Raw genomic sequence first — 22,644 nt, forward strand, 5'->3', positions numbered from 1 at the left:
AGTACGTTTTTTTAGCATAGAACTAGTTTAAACTAGCTGCCTGATAAATTAAGTAGACCTTAATCCATAGGTATTTTATGCGTATAATTATTTTATTTTCGGTTATTTTTAGTGTACTTGGATGCACATCTCCTGCTCCTGAATCCGTGTTTAGCGCTACCCCGACTAAATATTTAACTGTTCTTCATACTAATGATAACCACGGGCGTTTTTGGCAAAACGAAAAAGGCGAATACGGTATGGCCGCTCGCAAAACGTTAATTGACTCTTTACGCAATAAAGCTCAAAAGCAAGGTCATGCAGTATTACTACTCTCTGGTGGTGATATAAATACAGGTATTCCTGAGTCAGACTTACAAAAAGCAGAGCCTGACTTTAAAGGAATGTCGCTGATTGGTTACGATGCAATGGCATTGGGTAATCACGAATTCGACAACCCTATTGATGTATTGAAGCAACAGCAAAAATGGGTGAATTTTCCTTTTCTATCAGCCAATATATTTGAAAAGGAATCAGGCGAACACGCGTTTGATAGCTATAAAATATTCAAAAAGAATGGATTAACTATTGCTGTTATTGGTTTAACAACAACCGACACAGCTAAAATTGGTAATCCTCAATATATTGGGCACTTAGAGTTTAAAGACCCTGTTGATGTTACAGCAAAACTAGCTAAAGAAATAAAAGCTAAGTACAACCCTGATATTACAATCGCCCTGACTCATATGGGTCATTATGTTGATGCTAGCTTTGGTATCAACGCACCCGGTGATGTAACACTTGCTCGCTCACTTCCTGCAAACACGCTTGATATGATCATTGGTGGCCACTCTCAAGAACCTGTATGTATGAGCGATACAAATGTAAATGACGATAGCTTTAAACCAGGTCTTGCCTGTAAACCAGACAAACAAAACGGTACTTACATTATGCAAGCCCATGAATGGGGTAAGTATGTTGGTAAAGCTGAGTTTAAGCTTGAAAATGGAAAATTAACGTTACTAGACTACAAACTGATGCCAGTTAATTTGTATGTAGATAAAGTACAAGCTGATGGCTCAACTAAAGCAGTATTAGCAAACGAGTACATTAAACCAGACTCAAAACTTGAATCTTATTTAGCGGTATACCAAGCTAAAGGCGCTAAACAAATTGAAGGTACCATTGGTGAAGTAGATGCTCGCTTAGAAGGTGACAGAAACAAAGTTCGCTACCAACAAACAAATCTTGCACGCGTAATTATTCAAGCTCAAATGGATGTAGTGGGTGCAGACTTTGGACTAATAAGTGGTGGTGGTATTCGCAGCTCAATAGAGGCTGGTGAAGTGAGCTATAAAGATATTTTAAAAGTACATCCTTTTAAAAATCGTATTACTTACATGGATTGGCAAGGCAGTGATTTATGGGACTATTTAAATACAGTAACGAGCTTCCCACCGGATGCTGGCGCTTATTTGCAATACCATAAACTATCGTTTGAGCGTAAAAATAATCAGTTAGTTAATGTTGTTATTAACGGCCAACCTTTGAACAAAAATAAAACTTACCGTATGAGCTTAAATAGCTATAACGCATCAGGCGGTGATGGCTATCCTGCGCTTACAAATAAAAAAGGCTTTGTTAGTACAGACGAAACAGATGCCCAAGCACTTCAAGATTTTATATCAAAAAACAGCCCTCTTAAAACGGCTGAATTTACTCCTAAATAGCCTCTAATAATAGGAAAGTAACCTTGTTACTTTCCTATTATTTCAATACTGCCCTTTTTAATATTTGCCAGCCCATAACTATGCAGACGAGAGCGAGAACCCTCCCCGTATGCTTTAGGTGGATAATATAACTCTTTTTCTTCGGGATACTCGCTGAGTACTTCATCTAATGCAGCACGTACTTCGCTCAGGGTTTTTTCTAGGCTATTATTAAAGTTAGGCCTTTTTCTAACTGTATGGCCGAGTTCGACCAACCTATAAAAATACTTGTTAGCAAGCTCTAGCAGCTCCTCTGGCACATCTTTATTATGACTAAGCGCTACATCATCGTTATTTGTACAATACTCTACAAGTGCTAAATAAAAGCACAATGGCTTATTGGCTAAACACATTTTTTGTTCTGTATTACAACTACTTGATAATGTTTTATCATTAAGGTCAACAATAAGTATCAACGGCGTAGGCTCTACAATTGATTGATGCTGTGCATTATTAAACTGCTTATTGCTCTGTTTAATAAACGCAAATTTCATCCAAAAACTAATCAACACACTTAATACTAAAAATATAAAATAGTAAATAAAATGACTCAATGTAAAGTGGGTTTGTTGGACGTTAAATACAACTAATACGAACCCATTACTAGTGCTCAAACTACGTATTATTTGGTGTGAGTTTACAGGTGTTACCATCTCGTTTTTTGGTGCAATAGCAACAACTTTGAGCTCGTTCGAATTAATGTAGCTGTTTAAAGTTTTAATGTAGCTGTTAACTGCATCTTTATTACCTGAATGCTTTAGCAGCTCATTCGATAAATCGAGTAATGGTAAGTCGAGTGCTATTTGCCTTTCTATCTGCGTAATTTTTTGTTTAGCTACTTGCTGGCTTTTTTGAGTTACAGAAATATAAAAGACAGACGACAAAATAAAAAACAAACTTATAATAACAAGTAATTGCTTATACTTACTCATCACCAGCCTCCTCTTTTAAGCCTACTAAGCTGGCGCCACAGCGCCAAAATGGCTGGACGTTTTGATAGTAATGCAAACTTTGATCTTTAGACATATCAAGCAAATTTTCCTGCACTGCGCATAATAAATCAGTGTTGTTTTGCTGCATTTTTAAATACCATCTTGTTCCAGAAATATTATTACTCAATGGCGTAATATAGTTTTTTGAAAAACGTTTTTCGTCGCTCTCTTTCCAAAACGAAGCAATAATATCTACTTTTCCATTAGCGAGTAAATCACGTAATTCGTTATGAGAGCTAGCATAAGTGATTTTCAAATTGGCTAAATTAATATCCAACTCTTTAAACGTTTGCTTTGGTAAAATATGCCCTGATCGGCTGGTCGGATAATCAAGCAAACCTATGCGCTTATCTAAAAAGTATTGTTTAGTGACTCGAGGTTTTTCTTTAGAAGATATAAAAAAAGCCGTGTAGTCAGAAAAACCAACAACGGGCTGGTAGTTATATGTCGACTCTGCTTTAAAGGCTGCCATAATATTGTTTTTAGCCAAAATTAAGTCAGCAATTCCTTTACCCACAAACTCAAAGCTGTCTGCCGTTCTATACCCCCAATACCCTTTTACAGAGCCATATTGCTTAGCCACCACGTTATCAGAGCATAACTTTTGTGTTAATAACTTAGCTATTTTTTTTGATTGCGTAAAAACAATTAATTGGCCTTTGTTACTTGTTGCAGTTGTTTGACACTCTGTTGAGGTTTCGATCATAACTGGAAAGTGTAATTCATCATTGTATACACTAACTTGACCGCAAACCCACGTAACGACCAATAATAGAAACAAAAATGTAACAATTAACATTTTGTGCAACACGATATTTTTAAAATTCAAAGCAATGCCACTCAAAAATAGACTATATAGTGCATTTGAACAATTTCGCTTACTTATTACAACAAGTAATTTTACCTGTTAAACATAAACCATTGATTTAAAAGTAATGTGAATAAGAAACTATGAATTTTAATGAGTCCTTCCTATCAACACCAAAAGTAAGGACAATTGACCGCATTAGCCTGTAGCAACGCCATGAAATATTCATTAAGGAAGTTCTAATGCATAGCAATATAAAGTACTCGATATCTTCTGCGCTTTTGATTAGTGCAATATTTACAAGCACTGACTCACATGCTTGGGGTCAAAATGGCCACCGCATTGTAGGTAAGATTGCAGAATCTCATATAAGCGAAACAACTAAAGCGGCAATACAACCCTACCTTGATGGTGAATCACTTGCACAAATATCAACGTGGCCTGATGAAATGCGCTCTGCCCCTGGCGAGTTTTGGCAAAAGCAATCATCTCGTTGGCATTATATTAATGCAGCACCAGGAAAATCTTTCAGCTTCAATCACGATCACACTAAAAACAAAGAATCTGTAAGTAATATCCTAGAAGGCATTCACTATTCAATGCAAACGCTCACTGATAAAAATAGCACCTTAGATGCTAAACAGTTCAGTTTACGTTTTTTAGTACATTTGGTGGGCGATAGTCACCAACCATTTCATGCTGGTCGAAGTGAAGATAGAGGTGGCAACCGTATTAAGGTTTCATTTTTTAACGAAGAAACAAATCTTCACAGCCTTTGGGATACAAAGTTAGTTGAGAACGAGAATTTATCGTTTACTGAGTACGCACAATTTATTGATACAAATAACAGCGAGTTAATTGCTGAGTATTTACAAAGCTCACCTATGACATGGGTTGAAGAATCTCATAATTTAGCCACAAAAATTTATAAATATACCAACAACGAAATTGGTTATAGCTACATATATAACAATACTCCAATTATAAAGACGCGCTTACAACAAGCGGGTATTCGATTAGCTGGATTACTAAATGCCCTATTTGACCCTTCTGCAAAAGAGTTAGAAACGGCACTGAAAATGACGACTGACAAATAAACTGTATTAAATTTATATAACCTACACACGGGAAATCAACATTATGACTAAGCTTCGCCTTTCGAAATTAACTGGAGCGGTAATTTTAGCTCTAGGTGTTTCTACAAGCGCAATGGCTGCTGATACTTCATCTGCAATGCGTGGTAAAATTACAACGCCTTCAGGTGGCAGTGCTGCAAACGTTAAAATCAAAGTAATTCACCAACCGACGGGAACTATTAGCGAACTAACTACAAACGAAAGTGGTACGTTTATCGCTAATGGTTTACGTGTAGGTGGTCCTTACATGGTTATCATTGATTCTGATACGTTTAACGATACCACTGTTGAAAATATATACTTGAACCTTGGTGAAACTTACCGTTTAAGCTCGCAGCTTGCTCCGCTAAACATCGAAAAGATTGAAGTGTCTGGTTATAAGATTGTTCAACAATCAGGTGGCTCTAGCAGTACATTTGGCTCTGACACTATTGAAAATATGCCAAGCTTTAATCGCGACATTAAAGATATTGCGCGCTTAAACCCACTTGCCAGTATTAATGGCAATGGCGAGCTAACGTTTGCAGGTAGTAACCCTCGTACCAACGGTTTAACAGTTGACGGTATTGGTCAAAATGATGACTTTGGCTTGAACTTTGGTGGCTACCCTACTTCTCAGCCTCCTGTAGCACTTGACGCTATTGAACAAGTTTCTGTTGATGTATCTCCTTTCTCAGCTTCTAAAGGTAACTTTGGTGGCGGTACTATTAACGCAGTAACAAAATCTGGTACAAATGAGTTTAAGTTCTCTGGCTTTTATGAAATATCTACTCCTGAGATAGCTGGCGATGTTCATAATATTGTACAAGAAGACAATCTTGATGAGCTAGGTCATAAAACTTACTCTACAAATAAAGTAGAGCCGATTAAAACTGAAGAAAGATTTGGTTTTAATGTCGGTGGAGCGATTATTGAAGATGAACTGTTTTACTTTGTTAACTATGCAGAATGGTCAAGTGAATTAGATCTAGATTACGGCTTTGACGGTTCTGGTGCTTCAAATGAATTTAATACTTCTGAAGCTAACTATAATCGTTTCATTTCTATCTTAAATAATGAATACGGCTTAACTGATTCATTAGCCGGTGCGCCAGAAGATACAAACAAAAACTTGCTTGTTAAATTAAGTTGGAACGCAAGTGATGAACACCGTTTAGATTTCACTTATCAATGGCAAGACGACCAAGATGAGCGTAACTCTAGCACTGGCGGTGATAATATAGCCTTAGTTTCAAGCACTTATGCATACGTAACTAAGTTTAATAACTTTTCATCTAAACTTTACTCTGATTGGACTGAAAACTTTTCAACAGAAATTGGTGTGTCGTATAAAGATGTGACCTCTGATAGCGCAACTCGCTCTAACTTAGGAAGCATTACTGTTGAGGAAGACGGTCGAAATGGTCCTTCTTACAACTTTGGTACAGATCAATACCGCCATGCAAACCGTTCAGAAACACAAAACCTAACTTTTACGTTAGACGCTACGTATTTAATGGATGAGCATGAAATAAACTTTGGAGCTCAGTACGAGTCACTTCGTTTATATAACTTGTTTGCTCAAAACTCTCTTGGAACGTGGAAATTTGATAGCTTAGAAAATTTTGAAAACCGTGAAATTGGTTCTTATGATTTCTCTTATCAAAATGCTTACACTAATGATTCAGCTGATACAGCATATGATGTAAGGCGTAACCAGCTAGCGCTTTACATAGAAGATACTTTTTATGTAGGTGATGATTTAGAAGTTACAGCAGGTGTTCGTTATGAGCGCTTATCATCTGATGATAAACCAACTCTAAATGAAAACTTTGCTAATACGTATGGCTTTACTAACCAAGAAAATCTTGATGGCCTAGACATTATACTTCCTCGTGTTGGCTTTAAGTACTACGTAACAGAAGCGCTTACTATTAATGGTGGTATTGGTCGTTTCCAAGGCGGCATTCCAAATGTTTGGTATAACAATTCATTCCAAAGTGATGGCATTACTTTAGTATCAGCACAAAACGATGTAATTAATGATTACTATGCAAATAACACAGCTGATATTACTCAGGTTCCTGATGAAATAAAAAATACATTAGAGCAAGGTGCTGGTAGCATTGCGTATATCGACCCTGATTTTAAATTGCCTTCAAGCATTCGCACCCAAATAGGTTTTGAATATGAGTTTGATTCTGAACTATTAGGTGATGGTTTTAAATGGCAAGCAGAAATTGCTTACCATAAAAAAGAGAATGAAGCGGTATGGCATAATTCGTCTATTAACCCAGTAGGCTTAGCAGCGGACGGCGAACGTGTTATCAATCAAAGTATTTACAGTGGCGATAATGTTGACATAGAAATGACTAATTCATCGGATGATGGTCGTTCAATTATTATTTCAACGGGTATTGCTAAACAATGGGACAATGGCCTGTTTGTATCGGCAAGCTATGCTCACCAAGATGTTACAGAATCATCAGCAGGTTCAGCTTCTCAGGCAGAAGGTAACTATAAGCACAATATTACAGTAAATCGTAATGAAGATATTGCAGCACGTGGCTTTTACGAAGTTGAGCACAGCTTTAAAATTAACTTAGCGTATAACACTGAATTTTTTGAAGGATATGCAACCAAGTTCAATGTTTATTTTGAACGTCGTTCAGGTCGCCCATTTAGTTACACAATGAATATGTATAAAGATGAAGACTTAGGTGATACTAGCTCTTTATTCACTAATGGTGCTTACTTACCTTATATCCCTACAGGTGCTGATGATCCGAATGTAAATTGGGCTGATTCTAAAATGACTTGGGCTGAGTTAGAACCGTTATTAGAGCGTGCTGGTATATCTCAACGTGGTGGGATTTTAGGTAAAAATACAGCAACGCAACCTTGGGTTACTACAATGGACGTTAGCATTAAGCAAGAAATACCTGGCTTTGCTGAAGGTCACACTGGTGAGGTTTATCTAATGATTGATAATTTCGCAAACCTTCTAAACAGCGATTGGGGTGTAGAAAAACGCTTAGGTTACTCTAACCAAACTATTTATGACTTTGGTGGTCTTGATGATCAAGGCAGATATAAAATAGACAACAGCTTTGGTGGTGCGGATGTGCGTAATTACTCGCAAATCAGTTCATCGTCATCAGCTTGGCAGGCTAAAGTTGGTATTAGCTACAAGTTTTAAGTCTTAATAGGTAAGTAATAACACATTAAGTTATTTGTTAACAAAACCCATTGCAAAATTGTAATGGGTTTTTTGTTTTTCACACCCCAATTTCACATGTTTGTCATAAAGCCCACGTAATATATACCCCGATATAGAGTTATTGCTCAAAAAAACACTCAAATAGACAAAAATAGTACTATTTATTAAAAATATATTGCAGTTGTATTTTATTTGTAACGAATAAATAAGGTACACTAGTAACGGATTTTGAATAAATGAACTTTAACTGTTTATTTTGAAAAATTTTAAAATAAAAATATAAAAATTTAATTAATAACTACACGGGAAAATTAAATGAAAACTCAATTACGCAAAACAGCTCTTTCACTTGCTATTGCAGCATGTGTTGGTGTAAGTGGCGCTGCAATGGCTAACGAAACGACCTCTGCAATTAAAGGTCAAGTAATGGGGCCTAACGGCAACCCAGCAGCCGGCACTAAAGTAACAATTTTACACGTACCTTCTGGATCAGTAAAAACAACTGAAGTAAATGACGCTGGTTATTTCACAGCTAAAGGCCTGCGAGTTGGCGGTCCTTATAAAGTAATTGTTGATTCAGATGTATATGCAGACCAAGAATTCAATAACATTATTCTTAATATTGGTAACGATTACCCAGTAAACGTTTCTCTTGAGTCACAATCAAGCATGGAACAAATCGTAGTTTCTGGCGCGCCAATTAGCTCTATGTCTGGCGGTACTGGTCCGGCGTCTACTTTCACACTTACAGATCTAGAGAATCAGCCTGCTATTAACCGTGATTTAAAAGATATCATTCGTGTTGATCCACGAGTAGCAATAGATGATAGCCGCGGCACTATTAACTGTGGTGGCGGTAATCCAAAATTTAATAGTTTAACGCTAGACGGCGTTCGTATGAACGATAACTTCGGCTTAAGCTCAAATGGTTACCCTACTATTCGCGCACCTTTTTCTTTTGATTCAATTGAGCAAGTAGCTGTAGAACTTGCACCATTTGATGTTCAGTACGGTGGATTTACAGCGTGTAACATCAATGCTGTAACTAAATCTGGCGGCAACGAAATTCATGGTGGCGTGTTTTTCGATTACACAAATGATTCAATGAAAGGTGATAAAATTGAAGGCGAAGACGTTGATAACGGTAGTTATAATGAAAAACGCTACGGTTTTAATGTTGGCTTACCTCTAATTAAAGATTCATTATTTTTATATACTTCATATGAAAAGCTAGAAGGGGTAGCACAATTCAATTATGACCCTTTAGGTTCAAGTGTTTCTGAAAGCGACTTAGCTCGTATCCAACAAATTTCACAAAATGTGTATGGTTATGATGCAGGTACCACTCCTTCGAGTGCACCTGTAGAAGATGAAAAAATATTAATTAAATTAGATTGGAACATTAACGATTCTCACCGTGCTAACTTAGTTTATAACTATAATGACGGCTTTACATTATCTCAATCAGATACTGGTTCAACTCGCCTATCGTTAGATAGTCACTTTTATGAGCAAGGTGCAGAATTTACTTCAATCATCGGTTCATTATACTCAGACTGGAATGACGATTTTTCAACTGAAGTTCGTTTAGGTAAATCGGAACTAGATGCACGTGTTGAATCACTTGATGCTGCAAGCAGCTTTGGTGAATTCCAAGTAAACACATCGGATGGAGGTCGAGTATATTTAGGTCCAGATGATTCTCGTCAATCAAACGATTTAAATTACGATACAACTACATTTAAACTTGCTGGTACTTACTACCTTGACCAGCACACGATAACAGCTGGTTACGAGTATGAAGAGCTAGAAGTATTTAACCAATTCGTTCAACACACGCAAGGTGAATGGAGTTTTGCAAGTATTGATGATTACGAAGCAGGAATTGCAAGTGCAATTTTCTACAATAATGCCGCAGGTACGAATAATGCTGCAGATGCCGGCGCTAGCTTCTCATATGCTCAACATACTTTTTATATTCAAGATGAATATAGCTTCTCAGACATTGATGCATCACTAACGTTTGGTCTTCGTTACGACAGTTACACTAGCGATGACAAGCCTACTTTAAATGAAAACTATACTGCACGTTATGGTTTCAGTAACCAATCAACATTTGATGGTGTGGATTTAGTTCAACCACGTATTGGCTTTGAATGGTATGCAACTGATGCACTTGAAGTTCGCGCAGGTTTGGGCTTATTTTCAGGTGGTAATCCGAATGTGTGGTTATCTAACTCATATTCAAACGACGGCATCACAAATATTAGCGCAAATCAGTTTGGATCTATTGATTTATTTGCTACACCAAATGTGAATGGTGGAAAACCAGGTTTTGATGTACCACAATCACAGTTTGATAAAGTAGCTAACACAGTAATCGGTTCTGGAGATAGCTTTACGAACGCCGTAGCTTCTGATTTTGAAATCCCATCGGAATGGAAATATTCAGTAGGGGCTACTTATACAACAGAAGACGAATATGTAATCTCATTAGATTATCTCTACACCAAAAAGCGTGATGCAGCAACGTTAATGGACCAAGCCCTTACTGACAGTGGTACTACTACTTTTGATGGTCGTCCAATTTTAACCTCTATTGAAGGACGTGACGGTGATTTACTTTTAACAAATGTTAATGGTGACAGTGGTGAAACTTCAATTATCTCTGCAGCTGTAAGCAAAGCATTCGATAACGGTATTAAAGTACAACTATCATATGCTTATACAGATGCTGATGATGTTAACCCAATGACAAGTTCAACAGCGAGCTCTAACTACGGTAACTTGGCAACGTCTAACCCGTTAGATCCTGGTGTATCTTCATCAGATTATGAAATACCTCATCGCTTTACATTAAACCTTGCTTACACACATGAATTTATCGATGGATATAGCACTCGCTTTAATTTATTTGGTGAAGCATACAAAGGCTTGCCTTACAGCTTCACATTTAATGGTAACGATGAAGATACATTTGGTGATTTTAATTCAAATGATTCTCGCCAACTACTTTATGTACCGTTAGTAAACGATCCTAACGTTGTTTATAACATGTCAGCAGATGAGATTAATGAATTTAATGAGTTCATTGCATCTGAAGGATTAAAACGTGGTGAAATTTCAGGTCGTAACGCGCAAAACTCTGATTGGTTTGTTAAGTTTAACTTTAAGCTAACTCAAGAAGTACCTGGGTTCATGGATGGCCATAAAGGTGAAGCATTCTTCGTAATCGATAACTTAACTAATATGTTAAACGATGATTGGGGTGTACTGAAAAAAGGTCCTTTCGTTGGTGCTCGTATGATTTCAACAGATATTGATGACCAAGGCCGTTACGTTTATTCAAACTTTAACGGGAATAACGCAAGCACCACAACTCAACGTGATGCATCTCTTTGGGAAATGCGTGTAGGTGTTCGTTACACTTTCTAATTTAGAACTGTAGCCTAAAACATCTTTTAAAAGCCTACTTTGGTGGGCTTTTTTATGCCTTTAATTTGTTATTTAACTTTTCAAAAATACCCACTAACACTTCGTATTCTTCGTTGGTTAAAGTATTCAGTAATTGTTTTTCCCAATTCAGTGCATCGGGTGCTATTTGCTCATATAAGTTTTGCCCTGCTTTGCTCAGTACAAGTAAGGCCGCGCGTTTATCTTGTGCATTTAACTCACTTTTCACTAAACCTTTATCTATTAAAACTTTTACCGCACGCGACACTGTCGACTTGTCCATATTTGCTTGCGTGCATAAATCCTTTGCGTTGCTCTGACCATACTGCGCTAAATTAGCAAGTATTCGCCACTGCGGAATATTTAAACCGTATTTAGTTTGATAAACCTCGGCAAAGTCATTACTTACACGTGTTGCTACATTCGTTAATTGATAAGGTAAAAACGTTGCTAAATCAATTTTCATTTTTAGTTATCCCAGCTTTATAAGGCTTACTTTAGTGTTCATTAATATTTACACGGATGCGTAGTTGCACATTTGATATTAGTCTCACTTGAGAGTATCTTAACTGAAATAAAAATAATATTAAACCAACCCCCTCTCACAGGAGTCAGTAATGGCGACACAATTAAGTTATATGACCGGTTTTGGTAATGAATTTGAAACACAAGCGCTACCCGGTGCACTGCCAATAGGACAATTTAGCCCACAAAAAGTTAAATACGATTTATACACAGAGCAATTTAGTTCGACTGCATTTACGGCTCCTCGCGCTTCAAATCGTCGCACTTGGTTTTACCGCCTTCGTCCGTCTGTAGTGCAAGGTGATTACCAAGCAATTGATAACGGCCTAATAAGAACAGCCCCAATCACTGAAGCCGTAACACCACCAACAATGCTACGTTGGAATCCTATTGATATGCCTTCACAGCCTACTGATTTTATTGATGGGTTAGTAACTATGGCAGCTAATGGCAGTGCTAATGGGCAATCTGGTATTGGCATTCATGTATATGTCGCTAATCAGTCAATGCAAGGGCGTTACTTTTGTAATGCCGATGGCGAAATGTTGTTTGTCCCTCAGCAAGGTGAGTTATTAATTCACACCGAGTGCGGTAAGTTAAGCATTAAACCGGGTGAAATTGCTGTAGTTCCCAGAGGAATTAAGTTCTCTGTTGACTTAATTGATAATACAGCCCGTGGTTATATTTGTGAAAATTATGGCCATGCGTTAGAGCTTGCAGAGCGAGGACCTGTTGGTGCAAACGGTTATGCCAACGACAGAGACTTTCAATACCCTGTAGCGGCCTTTGAAGATAAAGAGGGTGACTTTGAGCTTGTTTCTAAATTTAACGGTAATTTATTTAGCTGTGAAATTAAGCACTCTCCTTTTGATGTAGTTGCATGGACGGGTAATAGTGCGCCCTATAAATACGACTTATCGCGTTTCAATGTAATGAATACAGTGAGCTTTGATCACCCCGATCCTTCTATATTCACTGTACTAACCTCTCCTTCTGCTACTGAGGGTATGGCAAATGTCGATTTTGTGATATTTCCACCGCGTTGGATGGTAGCCGAAAATACATTTCGCCCGCCGTATTATCACCGCAATATTATGAGTGAATTTATGGGCTTAATTGAAGGTGTGTATGATGCAAAAGAGCATGGTTTTGTACCTGGTGGCGCAAGTTTACACAATTGTATGTCGCCACATGGACCTGAAGCCGACGTATTTGAAAAAGCCTCAAACGCTGAGCTTACACCACAAAAATATGAAAACACATTGGCCTTTATGTTTGAGTCGCGCTATATAATTTCACCGACAAAATATGCATTAGAAGGTAAAGAGCGCCAACCAAATTACACCGATTGCTGGCGCACAATTAAAAAACAATTTACAGGTTCACAGGATTAATTATGAAATTATACAGCTACTTTCGCTCATCAGCGGCTTATAGAGTGCGTATAGCGCTTAACTTAAAAGCAATCGATCATGAACTTGCTATTGTTAACCTTTTAAAATCGGAGCAGCTTGGGAAAGAATACTTAGCGACTAATCCGCAAGGCTTACTACCGGCACTTGAAACCAATGATGGTGTTTTAGCACAATCGCTTGCAATACTTGAGTGGCTAGATGAAACTTATCCGCAATCGCCATTAATTACAGGGACTGCGTGGCAAAAGTCGCAAATAAGAAACTTAAGCTTTGCCATTGCTTGCGATATTCATCCTGTTAATAATTTACGCGTGCTGAAGTATTTATCAAACGAATTAGGTGTTGATGACGAGGCTAAAAATAAATGGTATCGACATTGGATAGAAGTGGGTTTTGAAAAAATAGAACTGATGCTAAACGAAAATAATGGCTACTGCTTTGGTGACCAACCAACACTTGCTGACATTTGTTTAGTGCCGCAAGTATTTAATGCAATTCGTTTTAACGTAGATATGAGCGCTTATCCAAAAATTGCAGCCATTTACGAACATTGTAATAAATTAGCTGCATTTAATGACGCTGCACCGCAAAATCAACCCGATGCAAATTAAGCTAATTTAGATTAACTTTGTAGCGCGCTATGAATAACCGTAACGTGCTCAATTAAATCTAAGCCCAGATCAGTTAAATATCCGCCATCTGGGCTATCTATAATCCCTTTTTCAAATAAACGTTGCGCTGCGCTAAGTAAGCTTGGCTCTGCGTCTGAATGTAATTTAATACCCTGCATTTTACTGTCGCGAGGAAACTTTGCTAATAGTGTGAATTCTTCGATCATTGTTTGATTAAATTGCATTGTGTGCACCTTTTTATTGTTCTGTGAATAACTAAGTTTATACTTAAAATCACTTTGTGTACTTTACACTAGCACGTTTTTTAGCTTAATGTATTATTTTTAACCCTCCCTATTTAAAGGCCTCTAATGCGTAACTTTTTAATTCTATGTTTTTGTTTTAGCAGCTTATCGTATTCAATACTTAGTGAAGCAACAACGCTAAAAACCCATTCAATTATTGATGCAAACCAGTTTGTAAATGAAGAAGCTAACTGTTGGTACGACAACAAACGCTATAGCGAAGGGGCATTAATACAAGTTCATTCTTTTACACTTTTGTGTGGTGCTAAAACACCCCAACACAGTAACAGCCAACTCATTTGGCTTAAAATAGATAAGCAAGGTAATGCTATTTACCCAACAGCTCCTAAAACAATCACTGTGAATTAGCGCTAAAAGCTGATTTAAGCTACAATGCATGCAGTTTAAATAAGTAGTATGGCTATGAATAATCAACCTAAAAACCCTTTACATGGGGTAACATTAGAACAAATACTTGTTGAGTTAGAGCAACGACTTGGCTGGAGAACACTTGGCGAGCAAGTAAAAATTAAATGTTTTACTGATCAACCCAGCATTAAATCGAGTTTAAAGTTTTTGCGTAAAACGCCTTGGGCTCGCGATAAAGTGGAAGCACTTTATATTCACACTATAAATAACAAACCTATTCGTAGACCAAAAAGTGCACCAAGAGAAACATCTTCTCAAGCGCCGGATACAACAGGGTTTGTTTGGCCATCAATTAAAAAATGATGTAAAAAAGGAGCTAATTTAGCTCCTTTTTTGATTATAACTTGCGCGATTTATTGCTCTTTGCAAATCACATTTAATGAAGCCGGCTCAATAGTAATAACTAGTTTTTGAGCGGTTTTAACTTCACCATCTAGTACGTACTTAAGCTCTCCTTCGCCTGTAACCTCTACTCTTTTGGCATTTGTATGATGAGAGTTTATAGCTAAATGTGTTTGCGTTAAGCTACTAAACATCAGCTCTGCAATACTTAGTACTGTGGTTGAATCTTCATTATTTGGTGTTAACCAATTTATATCGAGTAGCCCGTCACTATGATCAGGTTGCCCGCCACCTTGAGCCAATAACGTTGTAAAAGGCGCAGCATTGGCTACAATAAAACTATTAGTACATATTTCTTTTGGCTCATTATCATCGAGTTTTACTTTAAGTAACTGCGATTTTTGCTCGCCAAACGCTTCAAAAAAACCATTTAAATAGGCAAGTTGCCCCGACTTATTTTTCGACTCTCTATCTGCTTTTTCTATCATTGATTGCTCAAAACCAATACCCGCGAGCAGTAGTACTAATTCATTATTACAATAGGCAGTATCTATTATGCTTGTTTGACCATCTATAATTAAGTCACAAGCCTGTTCAACAGGAATAAATTTAGAGGTAATACCCATCAATACATGCGCAAGGGCGTTTGCAGTCCCCATAGGGATGATGCCTAGTTTACATTGTGTATTTACAAGTACGCTTGCAACTTCCGCCACCGTACCATCTCCCCCGCATGCGATAATAATATCCGGATTTTGCGCAATTTCCTGTTTAGCCAGCTCAATACCGTTAACTTCTTTTGTAGTAGTGAGTACTTTCAGATCGTAATAATCCGATAGCCGCGCAACAATTAAGTGCTCTTTTTCTTCCCATAATCGTGTACCAGATACAGGGTTTGCAATTAAAACGGCTTTGTTTTTAATCAGTAATTCGCCTTTTTTATGTCGCTTAGCTAAATGGCGAAGTTGATGCTTATTTAAATTTGCGGTTTCGCGGGTTTCTTTTATTTGTGCAAGTACTTCATGCACATCTGCATTTTTGTTTTGGCTCAGTAAATAAGCCGCCATGACAAAAACAGAGCGCCCACGCCCTAAAGCACAATGAACGACTACGCGATGGTCTTCTTTAATATGGTGATGAATCCAATTAATAGCCTGATTTAACTGAGAATGGGTAGGAATACTATGATCGAGCACCGGAATGTTTAAATAATTAATATTCTCTTGTGTTGAACTCCACTCGAGTCCGTCGAATTCACACGTAACATCTAAAATCGCCGTAATCCCGTTATCTTTTAATGTGTCTATATCTGAGGGAAATAATCGGCAAGCTAAAAATAGGTTTTCGTTTATTTGTTGAATGGGCGGCACTTTATCGCGCTTACGTGACCAGGCATTATAAATTTGCACACCGAATAAAAATGGCACAAACGCCCACCGTATATAAAATGGGATCACCCCATTTTCACGCTTTCTAAATATTTTTGCTGTATTAAAAATATACGCGGTACTCACTAATAAAAGTGACAGCGCAGTCCAATAAAAAACAATAGCAAAATAGACAGAGTTCACTTCCCAACCAATAAAAATAAGCAGTAGTGCTAATAGTAAATAACTAATTGCAGCCCACATAGTCTCTCCTTTGTGAAAATAATGCCGATTTATAATCTTAATTTAAACGGCTTTAAGTAGTCTTTTGCAAATATCACGCCATATAAATGCCATTTAAAATTCAAACGCAAACAATAGGTCATTGATATATATAGTAATTAATAAACTAAAATCTACTACAGACCGCTCTTTATGCATTTTTTACAAACATGTGAATAAATTATACTTACACGTCTAAATTTCAAACACTGATCGGTTATTGCTTGTACTTACGTATAAAGCAGCTAATCTAAAAGGCAATTAAATTTTTTTGCATCCAAATCACACCCTCAACCGTTTACTCAATGATAATAAGAAAAACAGGACCCCTATGGATAACGATGATTTACTCCCTCTTCTGTGCGCAACAGCACAGGGAGACAAAAATGCTTTCTCAAGTTTATATCAACAAACTAGCGGCAAACTTTTTGCTATTAGTTTAAATATGCTCACTAACAGAGCTTATGCGGAAGAGGCACTACAAGATGCTTTTATAAAAATTTGGCATAACGCATCTGAATATAACGCCTCTAAAGGCACCGTTATTAGTTGGATGATAAGTATAGTTAGATACAGAAGTCTTGACTCACTGCGCTATCACAAAGTACGAAAAGAGCAGTCGTTAGGCGATGACGAATATGAAAATGAAAATGAAAATGAAAATGAAAATGAAAGTATCGACGTTAATTACGATGAAGAAACGAAACTGGTTAATTGTATCGAACAACTTGAACCTCAACAAAAACAAGCTATTCACTTAGCTTATTACAAGGGGCTGAGTCATAGCGAGTTAGTGGATCATATAGAAACGCCGTTAGGTACAGTTAAAAGCTGGATCAGGCGTGGGCTTATGCAGCTACAAAGGTGTTTAACATTATGAATTATAATAAACCCGAACTATTAGACGCGCTTGCTGGGCAGTATGTGCTTGGCACACTTAGAGGGCTTGCCCGTAAGCGTTTTCAGCGTCTGTTGCTTAATTCAAATCAAGCACGTGAAGCAACAAGTCTATGGGAGCAAAACCTAAACAACTTAGCGAGTGCTATTACGCCGCAAACGCCACGTGACGATGTATGGGTAAATATACTACAACGTATTGAAAACAGGCCACAAACAAGTAAAACAGTGATACATACCAAGCCTTCAATTTGGCGTACATGGTCTTTTGTGGCAACTGCTGCGTGTATTGTTTTAGCCTTTTTAGTTATTCAACCTAGTACCAATGTTATGCACACTCAACAAATTGCTTTGGTTCAAAATCAAGATAAACAATCATTGTGGTTTATTAATGTTAACGAGCAAGGACTCTCAATTAAAGCCAGTAGCCAATTGGTTGCTCAAACTAATAAAGATTATGAGTTGTGGATGATTTTAAAAGGGCAAGATGCACCTATTTCACTGGGTTTACTTCCCAAGCAAGGCAATAAAATATTATTAAAAGATAACCGTTTTAACGCAACCGACATAGCGTTGCTTGCCGTAAGCTTAGAACCTATTGGCGGCTCGCCAAATGGCTCTCCTACTGAAGTGCTTTACACCACAGAGCTAGTACTTTTATAACCCTACAATAATGACCAAAGTTGGCTGCTTACACAAAGCAGCCAACCTACTTTTAAAATTTTTAACAAAAAATAAAAATAATTTAACTTTTTTGCATCCAATTTAAATCCTGCCCCGTTATTAGCTATGACTTCAATCAAAACTAAAGGACAAAGTCATGAAAGCTTTAACTCCATCAATACTCGCAGTAGTAATATGTAGTACGTTTGTAAGTGCACCAAGTGAAGCATCAAGCCACAGAGAAGCGCCAAATATAAGCCGTTTCCCGACTTTAGATTCAACCGATTTTTATGTATTTAATAGTTACGAGCAAGGTCGTGATGATTTTGTAACATTAATTGCTAACTATATCCCGCTGCAAGATGCATACGGCGGTCCTAATTACTTTGCAATGGACCCAGATGCTACCTACAGCATTCATATAGATAACGACGGCGATGCCGTTGAAGATATTACATTTGCATTTAACTTTAAAAGCATGCTCCCTAATGATAACCAAGGTGTGCAATTAACTGTTGGACCTGAAGGTAATCAACGCACCGTGTCTGTACCGCTTAAAAATGTAGGCGGTGTATCTGCCGGTGATGACAGCGCTGCAAATTTTAGTGAATCATACACAATGAGCATGATTAGCGGCGCGCAGCGTACTGGCGAAACAACGGTATTAAACAACACAGCATCAAACTCAAGTACATTTTCTAAACCACTTGATTATGTGGGCAATAAAACATTTGGTTCAATGAGCGATTACCAAACTTACGCTGACCAATTTGTGTATCAGGTTTCAATTCCTAACTGTGAAAGCATGGCACAAGTTTTTGTAGGACAACGTAAAGACCCATTTGTAGTTAACCTAGGTAAAACATTTGATTTAGTTAACTATGTACCTGTAGAGGGTGATAGCGCCCCTGGTGCTGGTGACGGCGGTGGTTTTCCAGGTGGTATAACACAATCAGCTGATAACGACGACCTTGCAGATAAAAACGTAACGTCAATCGCTATCGAAATTCCTAAAAGCTGTGTTGTAGGTGAAGGAAATGGCGTAATAGGTTCGTGGACAACAGCAAGCCTACCTCAAGCTCGCGTATTAAACCCTAATGCTAAATTTGCTAATAACGCCGTTAATGGTGGTGCTTTAACACAAGTTTCACGCTTGGGTAGCCCGCTTGTAAACGAGCTTGTAATTGGCATTAAAGACAAAGACACATTCTCTACTGCTCACCCTAAAGATGATGCACAATTTTTAGATTATGTATCTCATCCAGCACTACCTGAGTTATTAAACATTTTGTTTAAAGATGCTGTTAATACGACCCTTGGCGCAAACTTAGAAACACTGGCACCCACAAACTTCCCGCGTACTGATTTAATCACTGCATTTTTAACAGGTTTTGCAGGCGTTAATCAACAAGCTACGGTAACACCTTCAGAAATGCTACGTTTAAATACAGGCATTGCAGCAACAGCGCAAGCTGATCAATCTGCATTTGGTGTAGCGGGTAATGATTTAGCCGGCTTCCCAAATGGTCGTCGCCCGGGTGATGATGTGGTTGATATTGCACTTCGTGTTGTGATGGGTCGTTTATGTCATCCTATTCCTGTAAATGGTGAAGGCACTGATTTAGGACTTTGTGCACCAGAGGATGCTAATACAGGCACAGTGCCATTTACAGACGGTGCACCTATTGATGCAACAATGATGGATTCATCATTCCCATACCTTGCAACACCGCTTGCTGGCTCTAAATAAGGAGTAAAATAATGCGTAATTTAAAAACTACCCATATTTGTGTTCTCCTCAGTGCATTAACATTGGGAGCATGTAGTAGCGATGATGATAAAAAACAGCCTACACCGGTTGTAAACACAGCGCCTACAGCAAGTGATGCAATGCTAACTACACAAACTGAAGTAAGCATTACCGATATGCTTAGCGCAACCGACAATGATGGCGATTCACTGACTTACTCATTAACAAGTGAGCCAACTCTTGGAACTGTTACCCTTAATAGCGATGGTAACTTTACCTATACACCGAATAAAGAAGTGACAGGTTCAGATAGTTTTATGTTTGGTGTAAGTGATGGCGTTAATTCGCAAGTAACTGCAACAGTGAACATTACAATTGACGCACTACAAGTCGACTTTGCTCAATTTGCAACCGATGCATTTAATCAAGCCCCAAATGCAGAGCCGTTAACTGTTAACGGTCGGGTGTTTACAAACACCGATACCGATGTTGATGGATTGATTTCAACAAACGGTAAATAAATTAGCTACTAAACAAGTAATTAAGCTGACAGGCCATGGATGGCTTTTTTCAAAGGATATTTATAATGCATTTATCAATTTTTAAGTCCGTCGCATTTATTACTTTATGCCTAACACCCCTTGCGTTAAGCGCTGCGCCTTTTACCCCAAAAGATGATGCAGTTATTGCTAAAAGTAATTCAACGCTTAGTGCTTCCCTCTCTGTTGACGAAATAAATACATTAGTCACTAACAGCCAATATGCCGGCCAAACAGAGCGCTTACAGGGGCTACTTAAAACCCGTTTAGCCCAGCTATATAAACAAACACCCTCATCTCAAATTGGTTACTTATATGCTCGCGTTTTACAAAAAGAGCACCTTTTCAACGAAGCCATTGATATTGCTAACAACGTTTTGATTGGAGAGCCAAAACATAGTAATAGCCATTTATTGCTAGCCAATATATTTATGACTCAAGGTAAGTTCGCACAAGCAAAAAAACACTGCGTAGTCTTAATTGGGCAAGTAAGCACTATTACTGCTAGCACCTGTGTACTCGATGTACAAAGCCAACATGAAAGCGTTTTAGACAGCTACCAAGGATTAGTAAAAATTATAAATAATAATCAAACTAGCCTAGCTACAAACCATGTTTTAAGTGAAATGAGCTACCGTTTAAATAACTACAAACAAGCTATGTCTCACTTACAAAGTGTAGATTTAGTTCAAGCCCCTGTGAGCCTTATTGTTTTATGGGCCGATATTCAAATTGCTCTAAATCAACCACAACAAGTATTAAACACATTAAGCGTACTGCTTCCTGATAAAAGTAATTTAGAGGATGCTATTTTGCTAAGACTTTCAATCGCAGAAAAAAAACTAAATAAACGCGATAAAAAATGGCAAAATACAATAGCGCAAAGAGTTACACTACGAGAGCTTCGCAAAGATTCTTTTCATGCAAGTGACTTAGCTAAATATTACCTTGATGTACAACCAAATCGCGAAAAAGCACTTTACTGGGCTCATATTAATTGGCAGCAGGCTAAAATGAGCACCGATGAGCAATTACTTATTCAAGCAAAAGCGATGCAACGAGATACACTATGAAAACGCCTTATCTATTTATACTCACTTTAATGCTGTGCATTTTTTCAACTTACAGCTTTGCCCATCAACTAAGTACAAGTTATATAACCTTAAATAGCGAGAACAATAACGACACCAACAAAAACCAATACACGGGTACTTGGCAAATTAATATAGCCGACTTAGAGCACGCAGTGCCTCTGGATTTAGATAAAAACGGGCAAATTTCGTGGGCAGAAATAAAAGCAAAACGCAGCTCAATTAATAACTTCATTGAAGAAAATTTAAATATCACGCAAAACGCGCAATCATGCCTTTTAAAAAGTGAAGGTATCTATCAGCTAGATAACCATTTTAACCAGCCTTATTTGGTGATTCCGTTGCTGTTTAGCTGTGATGACAATGAAGCAATCTCCCTTTCCTATTCTGCTTTTTTTAATACCGATGCCAATCATAAATCCATCGTAAATATAAACGGTGTATCTCGTGTATTTAATATCAACGAGGCACAACAAACGTTCAGCTTTGAGCAAACAAGTTATTTAAGTACGTTTAATCAATACGTGTATCAGGGTGTTTTACATATTTGGATTGGTATTGATCATATTTTATTTTTAATCGCCCTGTTACTTACCTGTGTTTTAAAACGCAGCGATAAAGCATGGCAAGGTATTAGCTCTAAAAAACAAATTATTAAACACACAGCATGGATAGTAACCGCGTTTACGCTTGCGCACTCTATTACGCTTACCGCAACAGCTATGAACCTTGTATCACCAAATAGCCGCTGGGTAGAGCTTGGAATTGCTATATCGGTTTTATTTGCAGCATTAAATAATGTGTGGCCGTTGGTACTTCGTTTAGGTTGGCTTACTTTTGCTTTTGGTTTACTACATGGGATGGGATTTGCGAGCGTACTTGGCGAGCTTGGCTTGTCGAGCGACTATCAGCTGCTTAGTATATTGGCGTTTAATTTAGGCGTCGAAATCGGTCAACTTAGTATCTTACTAGTAGCCTTACCAATACTCATTTATGTACGACACTACACTTGGTATAAAAAGTGGTTAATGCCAATGGGCTCCGTTGCTATCGTAATCATTGCACTTCAGTGGTCAATCGAGCGCTTTTAAA

At 37.8% G+C, this 22,644-nt stretch carries 19 protein-coding genes; 14 read left to right on the forward strand and 5 right to left on the reverse strand.

Annotated features, from left to right (window positions below; translation table 11 throughout):
- Positions 1 to 77 precede the first annotated feature (77 nt).
- A complete protein-coding gene (gene ushA / locus L659_RS0121115; protein ID WP_024591812.1) occupies positions 78 to 1,709 on the forward strand; it encodes a bifunctional UDP-sugar hydrolase/5'-nucleotidase UshA in 1,632 nt (543 codons plus the stop codon).
- 26 nt (positions 1,710 to 1,735) lie between these two features.
- Here ushA and L659_RS0121120 read toward each other — a convergent pair whose 3' ends face one another.
- Positions 1,736 to 2,680, reverse strand: coding sequence for a hypothetical protein (locus tag L659_RS0121120; RefSeq protein ID WP_024591813.1), 945 nt, complete (start codon positions 2,678 to 2,680; stop codon positions 1,736 to 1,738).
- Positions 2,673 to 3,539, reverse strand: a complete 867-nt coding sequence (locus tag L659_RS0121125; RefSeq protein ID WP_029751213.1) for a hypothetical protein — start codon at positions 3,537 to 3,539, stop codon at positions 2,673 to 2,675. The genes L659_RS0121120 and L659_RS0121125 overlap by 8 nt, the downstream gene beginning before the upstream one ends.
- 251 nt (positions 3,540 to 3,790) lie before the next feature.
- Here L659_RS0121125 and L659_RS0121130 point away from each other — a divergent pair, with 251 nt between their 5' ends.
- The 3 genes from L659_RS0121130 (at position 3,791) to L659_RS0121140 (ending at position 11,318) form a co-directional block, all read left to right on the forward strand.
- A complete protein-coding gene (locus tag L659_RS0121130) occupies positions 3,791 to 4,645 on the forward strand; it encodes a S1/P1 nuclease (protein ID WP_007582418.1) in 855 nt (284 codons plus the stop codon).
- Between the two features lie 43 nt (positions 4,646 to 4,688).
- Complete coding sequence (locus tag L659_RS0121135; RefSeq protein WP_024591815.1) at positions 4,689 to 7,862, forward strand: TonB-dependent receptor; 3,174 nt, start codon at positions 4,689 to 4,691, stop codon at positions 7,860 to 7,862.
- Between the two features lie 336 nt (positions 7,863 to 8,198).
- Positions 8,199 to 11,318, forward strand: coding sequence for a TonB-dependent receptor (locus L659_RS0121140; RefSeq protein WP_024591816.1), 3,120 nt, complete (start codon positions 8,199 to 8,201; stop codon positions 11,316 to 11,318).
- Between the two features lie 52 nt (positions 11,319 to 11,370).
- Here the strand turns inward: L659_RS0121140 and L659_RS0121145 are convergent, their stop codons facing one another.
- Positions 11,371 to 11,802, reverse strand: a complete 432-nt coding sequence (locus L659_RS0121145; protein ID WP_024591817.1) for a MarR family winged helix-turn-helix transcriptional regulator — start codon at positions 11,800 to 11,802, stop codon at positions 11,371 to 11,373.
- A 151-nt stretch (positions 11,803 to 11,953) separates the two neighbouring features.
- On the opposite strand from L659_RS0121145, the gene hmgA reads away from it, so the two are divergent.
- Complete coding sequence (gene hmgA / locus L659_RS0121150) at positions 11,954 to 13,255, forward strand: homogentisate 1,2-dioxygenase (RefSeq protein WP_024591818.1); 1,302 nt, start codon at positions 11,954 to 11,956, stop codon at positions 13,253 to 13,255.
- Between the two features lie 2 nt (positions 13,256 to 13,257).
- Positions 13,258 to 13,887: a maleylacetoacetate isomerase gene (maiA, locus tag L659_RS0121155; protein ID WP_024591819.1), complete on the forward strand. Its 630-nt coding sequence runs from the start codon at positions 13,258 to 13,260 to the stop codon at positions 13,885 to 13,887.
- A gap of 11 nt (positions 13,888 to 13,898) precedes the next feature.
- On the opposite strand, the gene L659_RS0121160 is transcribed toward maiA, so the two are convergent.
- A complete protein-coding gene (locus L659_RS0121160) occupies positions 13,899 to 14,132 on the reverse strand; it encodes a TIGR02647 family protein (RefSeq protein WP_007375551.1) in 234 nt (77 codons plus the stop codon).
- 126 nt (positions 14,133 to 14,258) lie between these two features.
- Between L659_RS0121160 and L659_RS0121165 the strand changes: the two genes are divergently transcribed.
- Together L659_RS0121165 and L659_RS0121170 are read left to right on the forward strand one after the other, a co-directional pair.
- Positions 14,259 to 14,561, forward strand: a complete 303-nt coding sequence (locus L659_RS0121165) for a DUF1496 domain-containing protein (protein WP_002959040.1) — start codon at positions 14,259 to 14,261, stop codon at positions 14,559 to 14,561.
- Positions 14,562 to 14,615: 54 nt separating this feature from the next.
- Entirely contained in the window at positions 14,616 to 14,924 is a 309-nt protein-coding gene (locus L659_RS0121170; protein WP_024591820.1) for a VF530 family DNA-binding protein, read from the forward strand.
- 50 nt (positions 14,925 to 14,974) lie between these two features.
- Here L659_RS0121170 and L659_RS0121175 read toward each other — a convergent pair whose 3' ends face one another.
- Positions 14,975 to 16,594, reverse strand: a complete 1,620-nt coding sequence (locus L659_RS0121175) for a diacylglycerol kinase family protein (protein WP_024591821.1) — start codon at positions 16,592 to 16,594, stop codon at positions 14,975 to 14,977.
- A gap of 349 nt (positions 16,595 to 16,943) precedes the next feature.
- Between L659_RS0121175 and L659_RS0121180 the strand changes: the two genes are divergently transcribed.
- The 6 genes from L659_RS0121180 to L659_RS0121210 all read left to right on the forward strand — a co-directional run bounded on the left by L659_RS0121180 (position 16,944) and on the right by L659_RS0121210 (position 22,643).
- Positions 16,944 to 17,492 carry a sigma-70 family RNA polymerase sigma factor gene (locus L659_RS0121180; protein WP_024591822.1) on the forward strand — a complete coding sequence of 183 codons (549 nt, stop codon included), beginning with the start codon at positions 16,944 to 16,946 and terminating at the stop codon, positions 17,490 to 17,492.
- A complete protein-coding gene (locus tag L659_RS0121185) occupies positions 17,489 to 18,172 on the forward strand; it encodes an anti-sigma factor (RefSeq protein WP_024591823.1) in 684 nt (227 codons plus the stop codon). The genes L659_RS0121180 and L659_RS0121185 overlap by 4 nt, the downstream gene beginning before the upstream one ends.
- Before the next feature lie 157 nt (positions 18,173 to 18,329).
- On the forward strand, positions 18,330 to 19,922 hold the full coding sequence (locus L659_RS0121195; protein WP_024591824.1) for a DUF4331 domain-containing protein: 1,593 nt from the start codon (positions 18,330 to 18,332) through the stop codon (positions 19,920 to 19,922).
- Positions 19,923 to 19,933: 11 nt separating this feature from the next.
- Positions 19,934 to 20,443: an Ig-like domain-containing protein gene (locus tag L659_RS0121200; RefSeq protein WP_024591825.1), complete on the forward strand. Its 510-nt coding sequence runs from the start codon at positions 19,934 to 19,936 to the stop codon at positions 20,441 to 20,443.
- A gap of 65 nt (positions 20,444 to 20,508) precedes the next feature.
- On the forward strand, positions 20,509 to 21,534 hold the full coding sequence (locus tag L659_RS0121205) for a hypothetical protein (RefSeq protein ID WP_024591826.1): 1,026 nt from the start codon (positions 20,509 to 20,511) through the stop codon (positions 21,532 to 21,534).
- Positions 21,531 to 22,643: a HupE/UreJ family protein gene (locus tag L659_RS0121210; protein ID WP_024591827.1), complete on the forward strand. Its 1,113-nt coding sequence runs from the start codon at positions 21,531 to 21,533 to the stop codon at positions 22,641 to 22,643. Before L659_RS0121205 ends, L659_RS0121210 begins: the two co-directional genes overlap by 4 nt.
- Position 22,644 lies beyond the last annotated feature (1 nt).

This window comes from Pseudoalteromonas sp. S8-8 (genome assembly GCF_000497875.1).
Classification (GTDB): domain Bacteria; phylum Pseudomonadota; class Gammaproteobacteria; order Enterobacterales; family Alteromonadaceae; genus Pseudoalteromonas; species Pseudoalteromonas arctica.

What these genes read in the sequence shown, in the direction of transcription:
- ushA (WP_024591812.1), top strand. Translation starts at nt 78, where the DNA reads ATGCGTATAATTATTTTATTTTCGGTTATTTTTAGTGTACTTGGATGC.
- L659_RS0121120 (WP_024591813.1), bottom strand. Translation starts at nt 2,680, where the DNA reads ATGAGTAAGTATAAGCAATTACTTGTTATTATAAGTTTGTTTTTTATT.
- L659_RS0121125 (WP_029751213.1), bottom strand. Translation starts at nt 3,539, where the DNA reads ATGTTAATTGTTACATTTTTGTTTCTATTATTGGTCGTTACGTGGGTT.
- L659_RS0121130 (WP_007582418.1), top strand. Translation starts at nt 3,791, where the DNA reads ATGCATAGCAATATAAAGTACTCGATATCTTCTGCGCTTTTGATTAGT.
- L659_RS0121135 (WP_024591815.1), top strand. Translation starts at nt 4,689, where the DNA reads ATGACTAAGCTTCGCCTTTCGAAATTAACTGGAGCGGTAATTTTAGCT.
- L659_RS0121140 (WP_024591816.1), top strand. Translation starts at nt 8,199, where the DNA reads ATGAAAACTCAATTACGCAAAACAGCTCTTTCACTTGCTATTGCAGCA.
- L659_RS0121145 (WP_024591817.1), bottom strand. Translation starts at nt 11,802, where the DNA reads ATGAAAATTGATTTAGCAACGTTTTTACCTTATCAATTAACGAATGTA.
- hmgA (WP_024591818.1), top strand. Translation starts at nt 11,954, where the DNA reads ATGGCGACACAATTAAGTTATATGACCGGTTTTGGTAATGAATTTGAA.
- maiA (WP_024591819.1), top strand. Translation starts at nt 13,258, where the DNA reads ATGAAATTATACAGCTACTTTCGCTCATCAGCGGCTTATAGAGTGCGT.
- L659_RS0121160 (WP_007375551.1), bottom strand. Translation starts at nt 14,132, where the DNA reads ATGCAATTTAATCAAACAATGATCGAAGAATTCACACTATTAGCAAAG.
- L659_RS0121165 (WP_002959040.1), top strand. Translation starts at nt 14,259, where the DNA reads ATGCGTAACTTTTTAATTCTATGTTTTTGTTTTAGCAGCTTATCGTAT.
- L659_RS0121170 (WP_024591820.1), top strand. Translation starts at nt 14,616, where the DNA reads ATGAATAATCAACCTAAAAACCCTTTACATGGGGTAACATTAGAACAA.
- L659_RS0121175 (WP_024591821.1), bottom strand. Translation starts at nt 16,594, where the DNA reads ATGTGGGCTGCAATTAGTTATTTACTATTAGCACTACTGCTTATTTTT.
- L659_RS0121180 (WP_024591822.1), top strand. Translation starts at nt 16,944, where the DNA reads ATGGATAACGATGATTTACTCCCTCTTCTGTGCGCAACAGCACAGGGA.
- L659_RS0121185 (WP_024591823.1), top strand. Translation starts at nt 17,489, where the DNA reads ATGAATTATAATAAACCCGAACTATTAGACGCGCTTGCTGGGCAGTAT.
- L659_RS0121195 (WP_024591824.1), top strand. Translation starts at nt 18,330, where the DNA reads ATGAAAGCTTTAACTCCATCAATACTCGCAGTAGTAATATGTAGTACG.
- L659_RS0121200 (WP_024591825.1), top strand. Translation starts at nt 19,934, where the DNA reads ATGCGTAATTTAAAAACTACCCATATTTGTGTTCTCCTCAGTGCATTA.
- L659_RS0121205 (WP_024591826.1), top strand. Translation starts at nt 20,509, where the DNA reads ATGCATTTATCAATTTTTAAGTCCGTCGCATTTATTACTTTATGCCTA.
- L659_RS0121210 (WP_024591827.1), top strand. Translation starts at nt 21,531, where the DNA reads ATGAAAACGCCTTATCTATTTATACTCACTTTAATGCTGTGCATTTTT.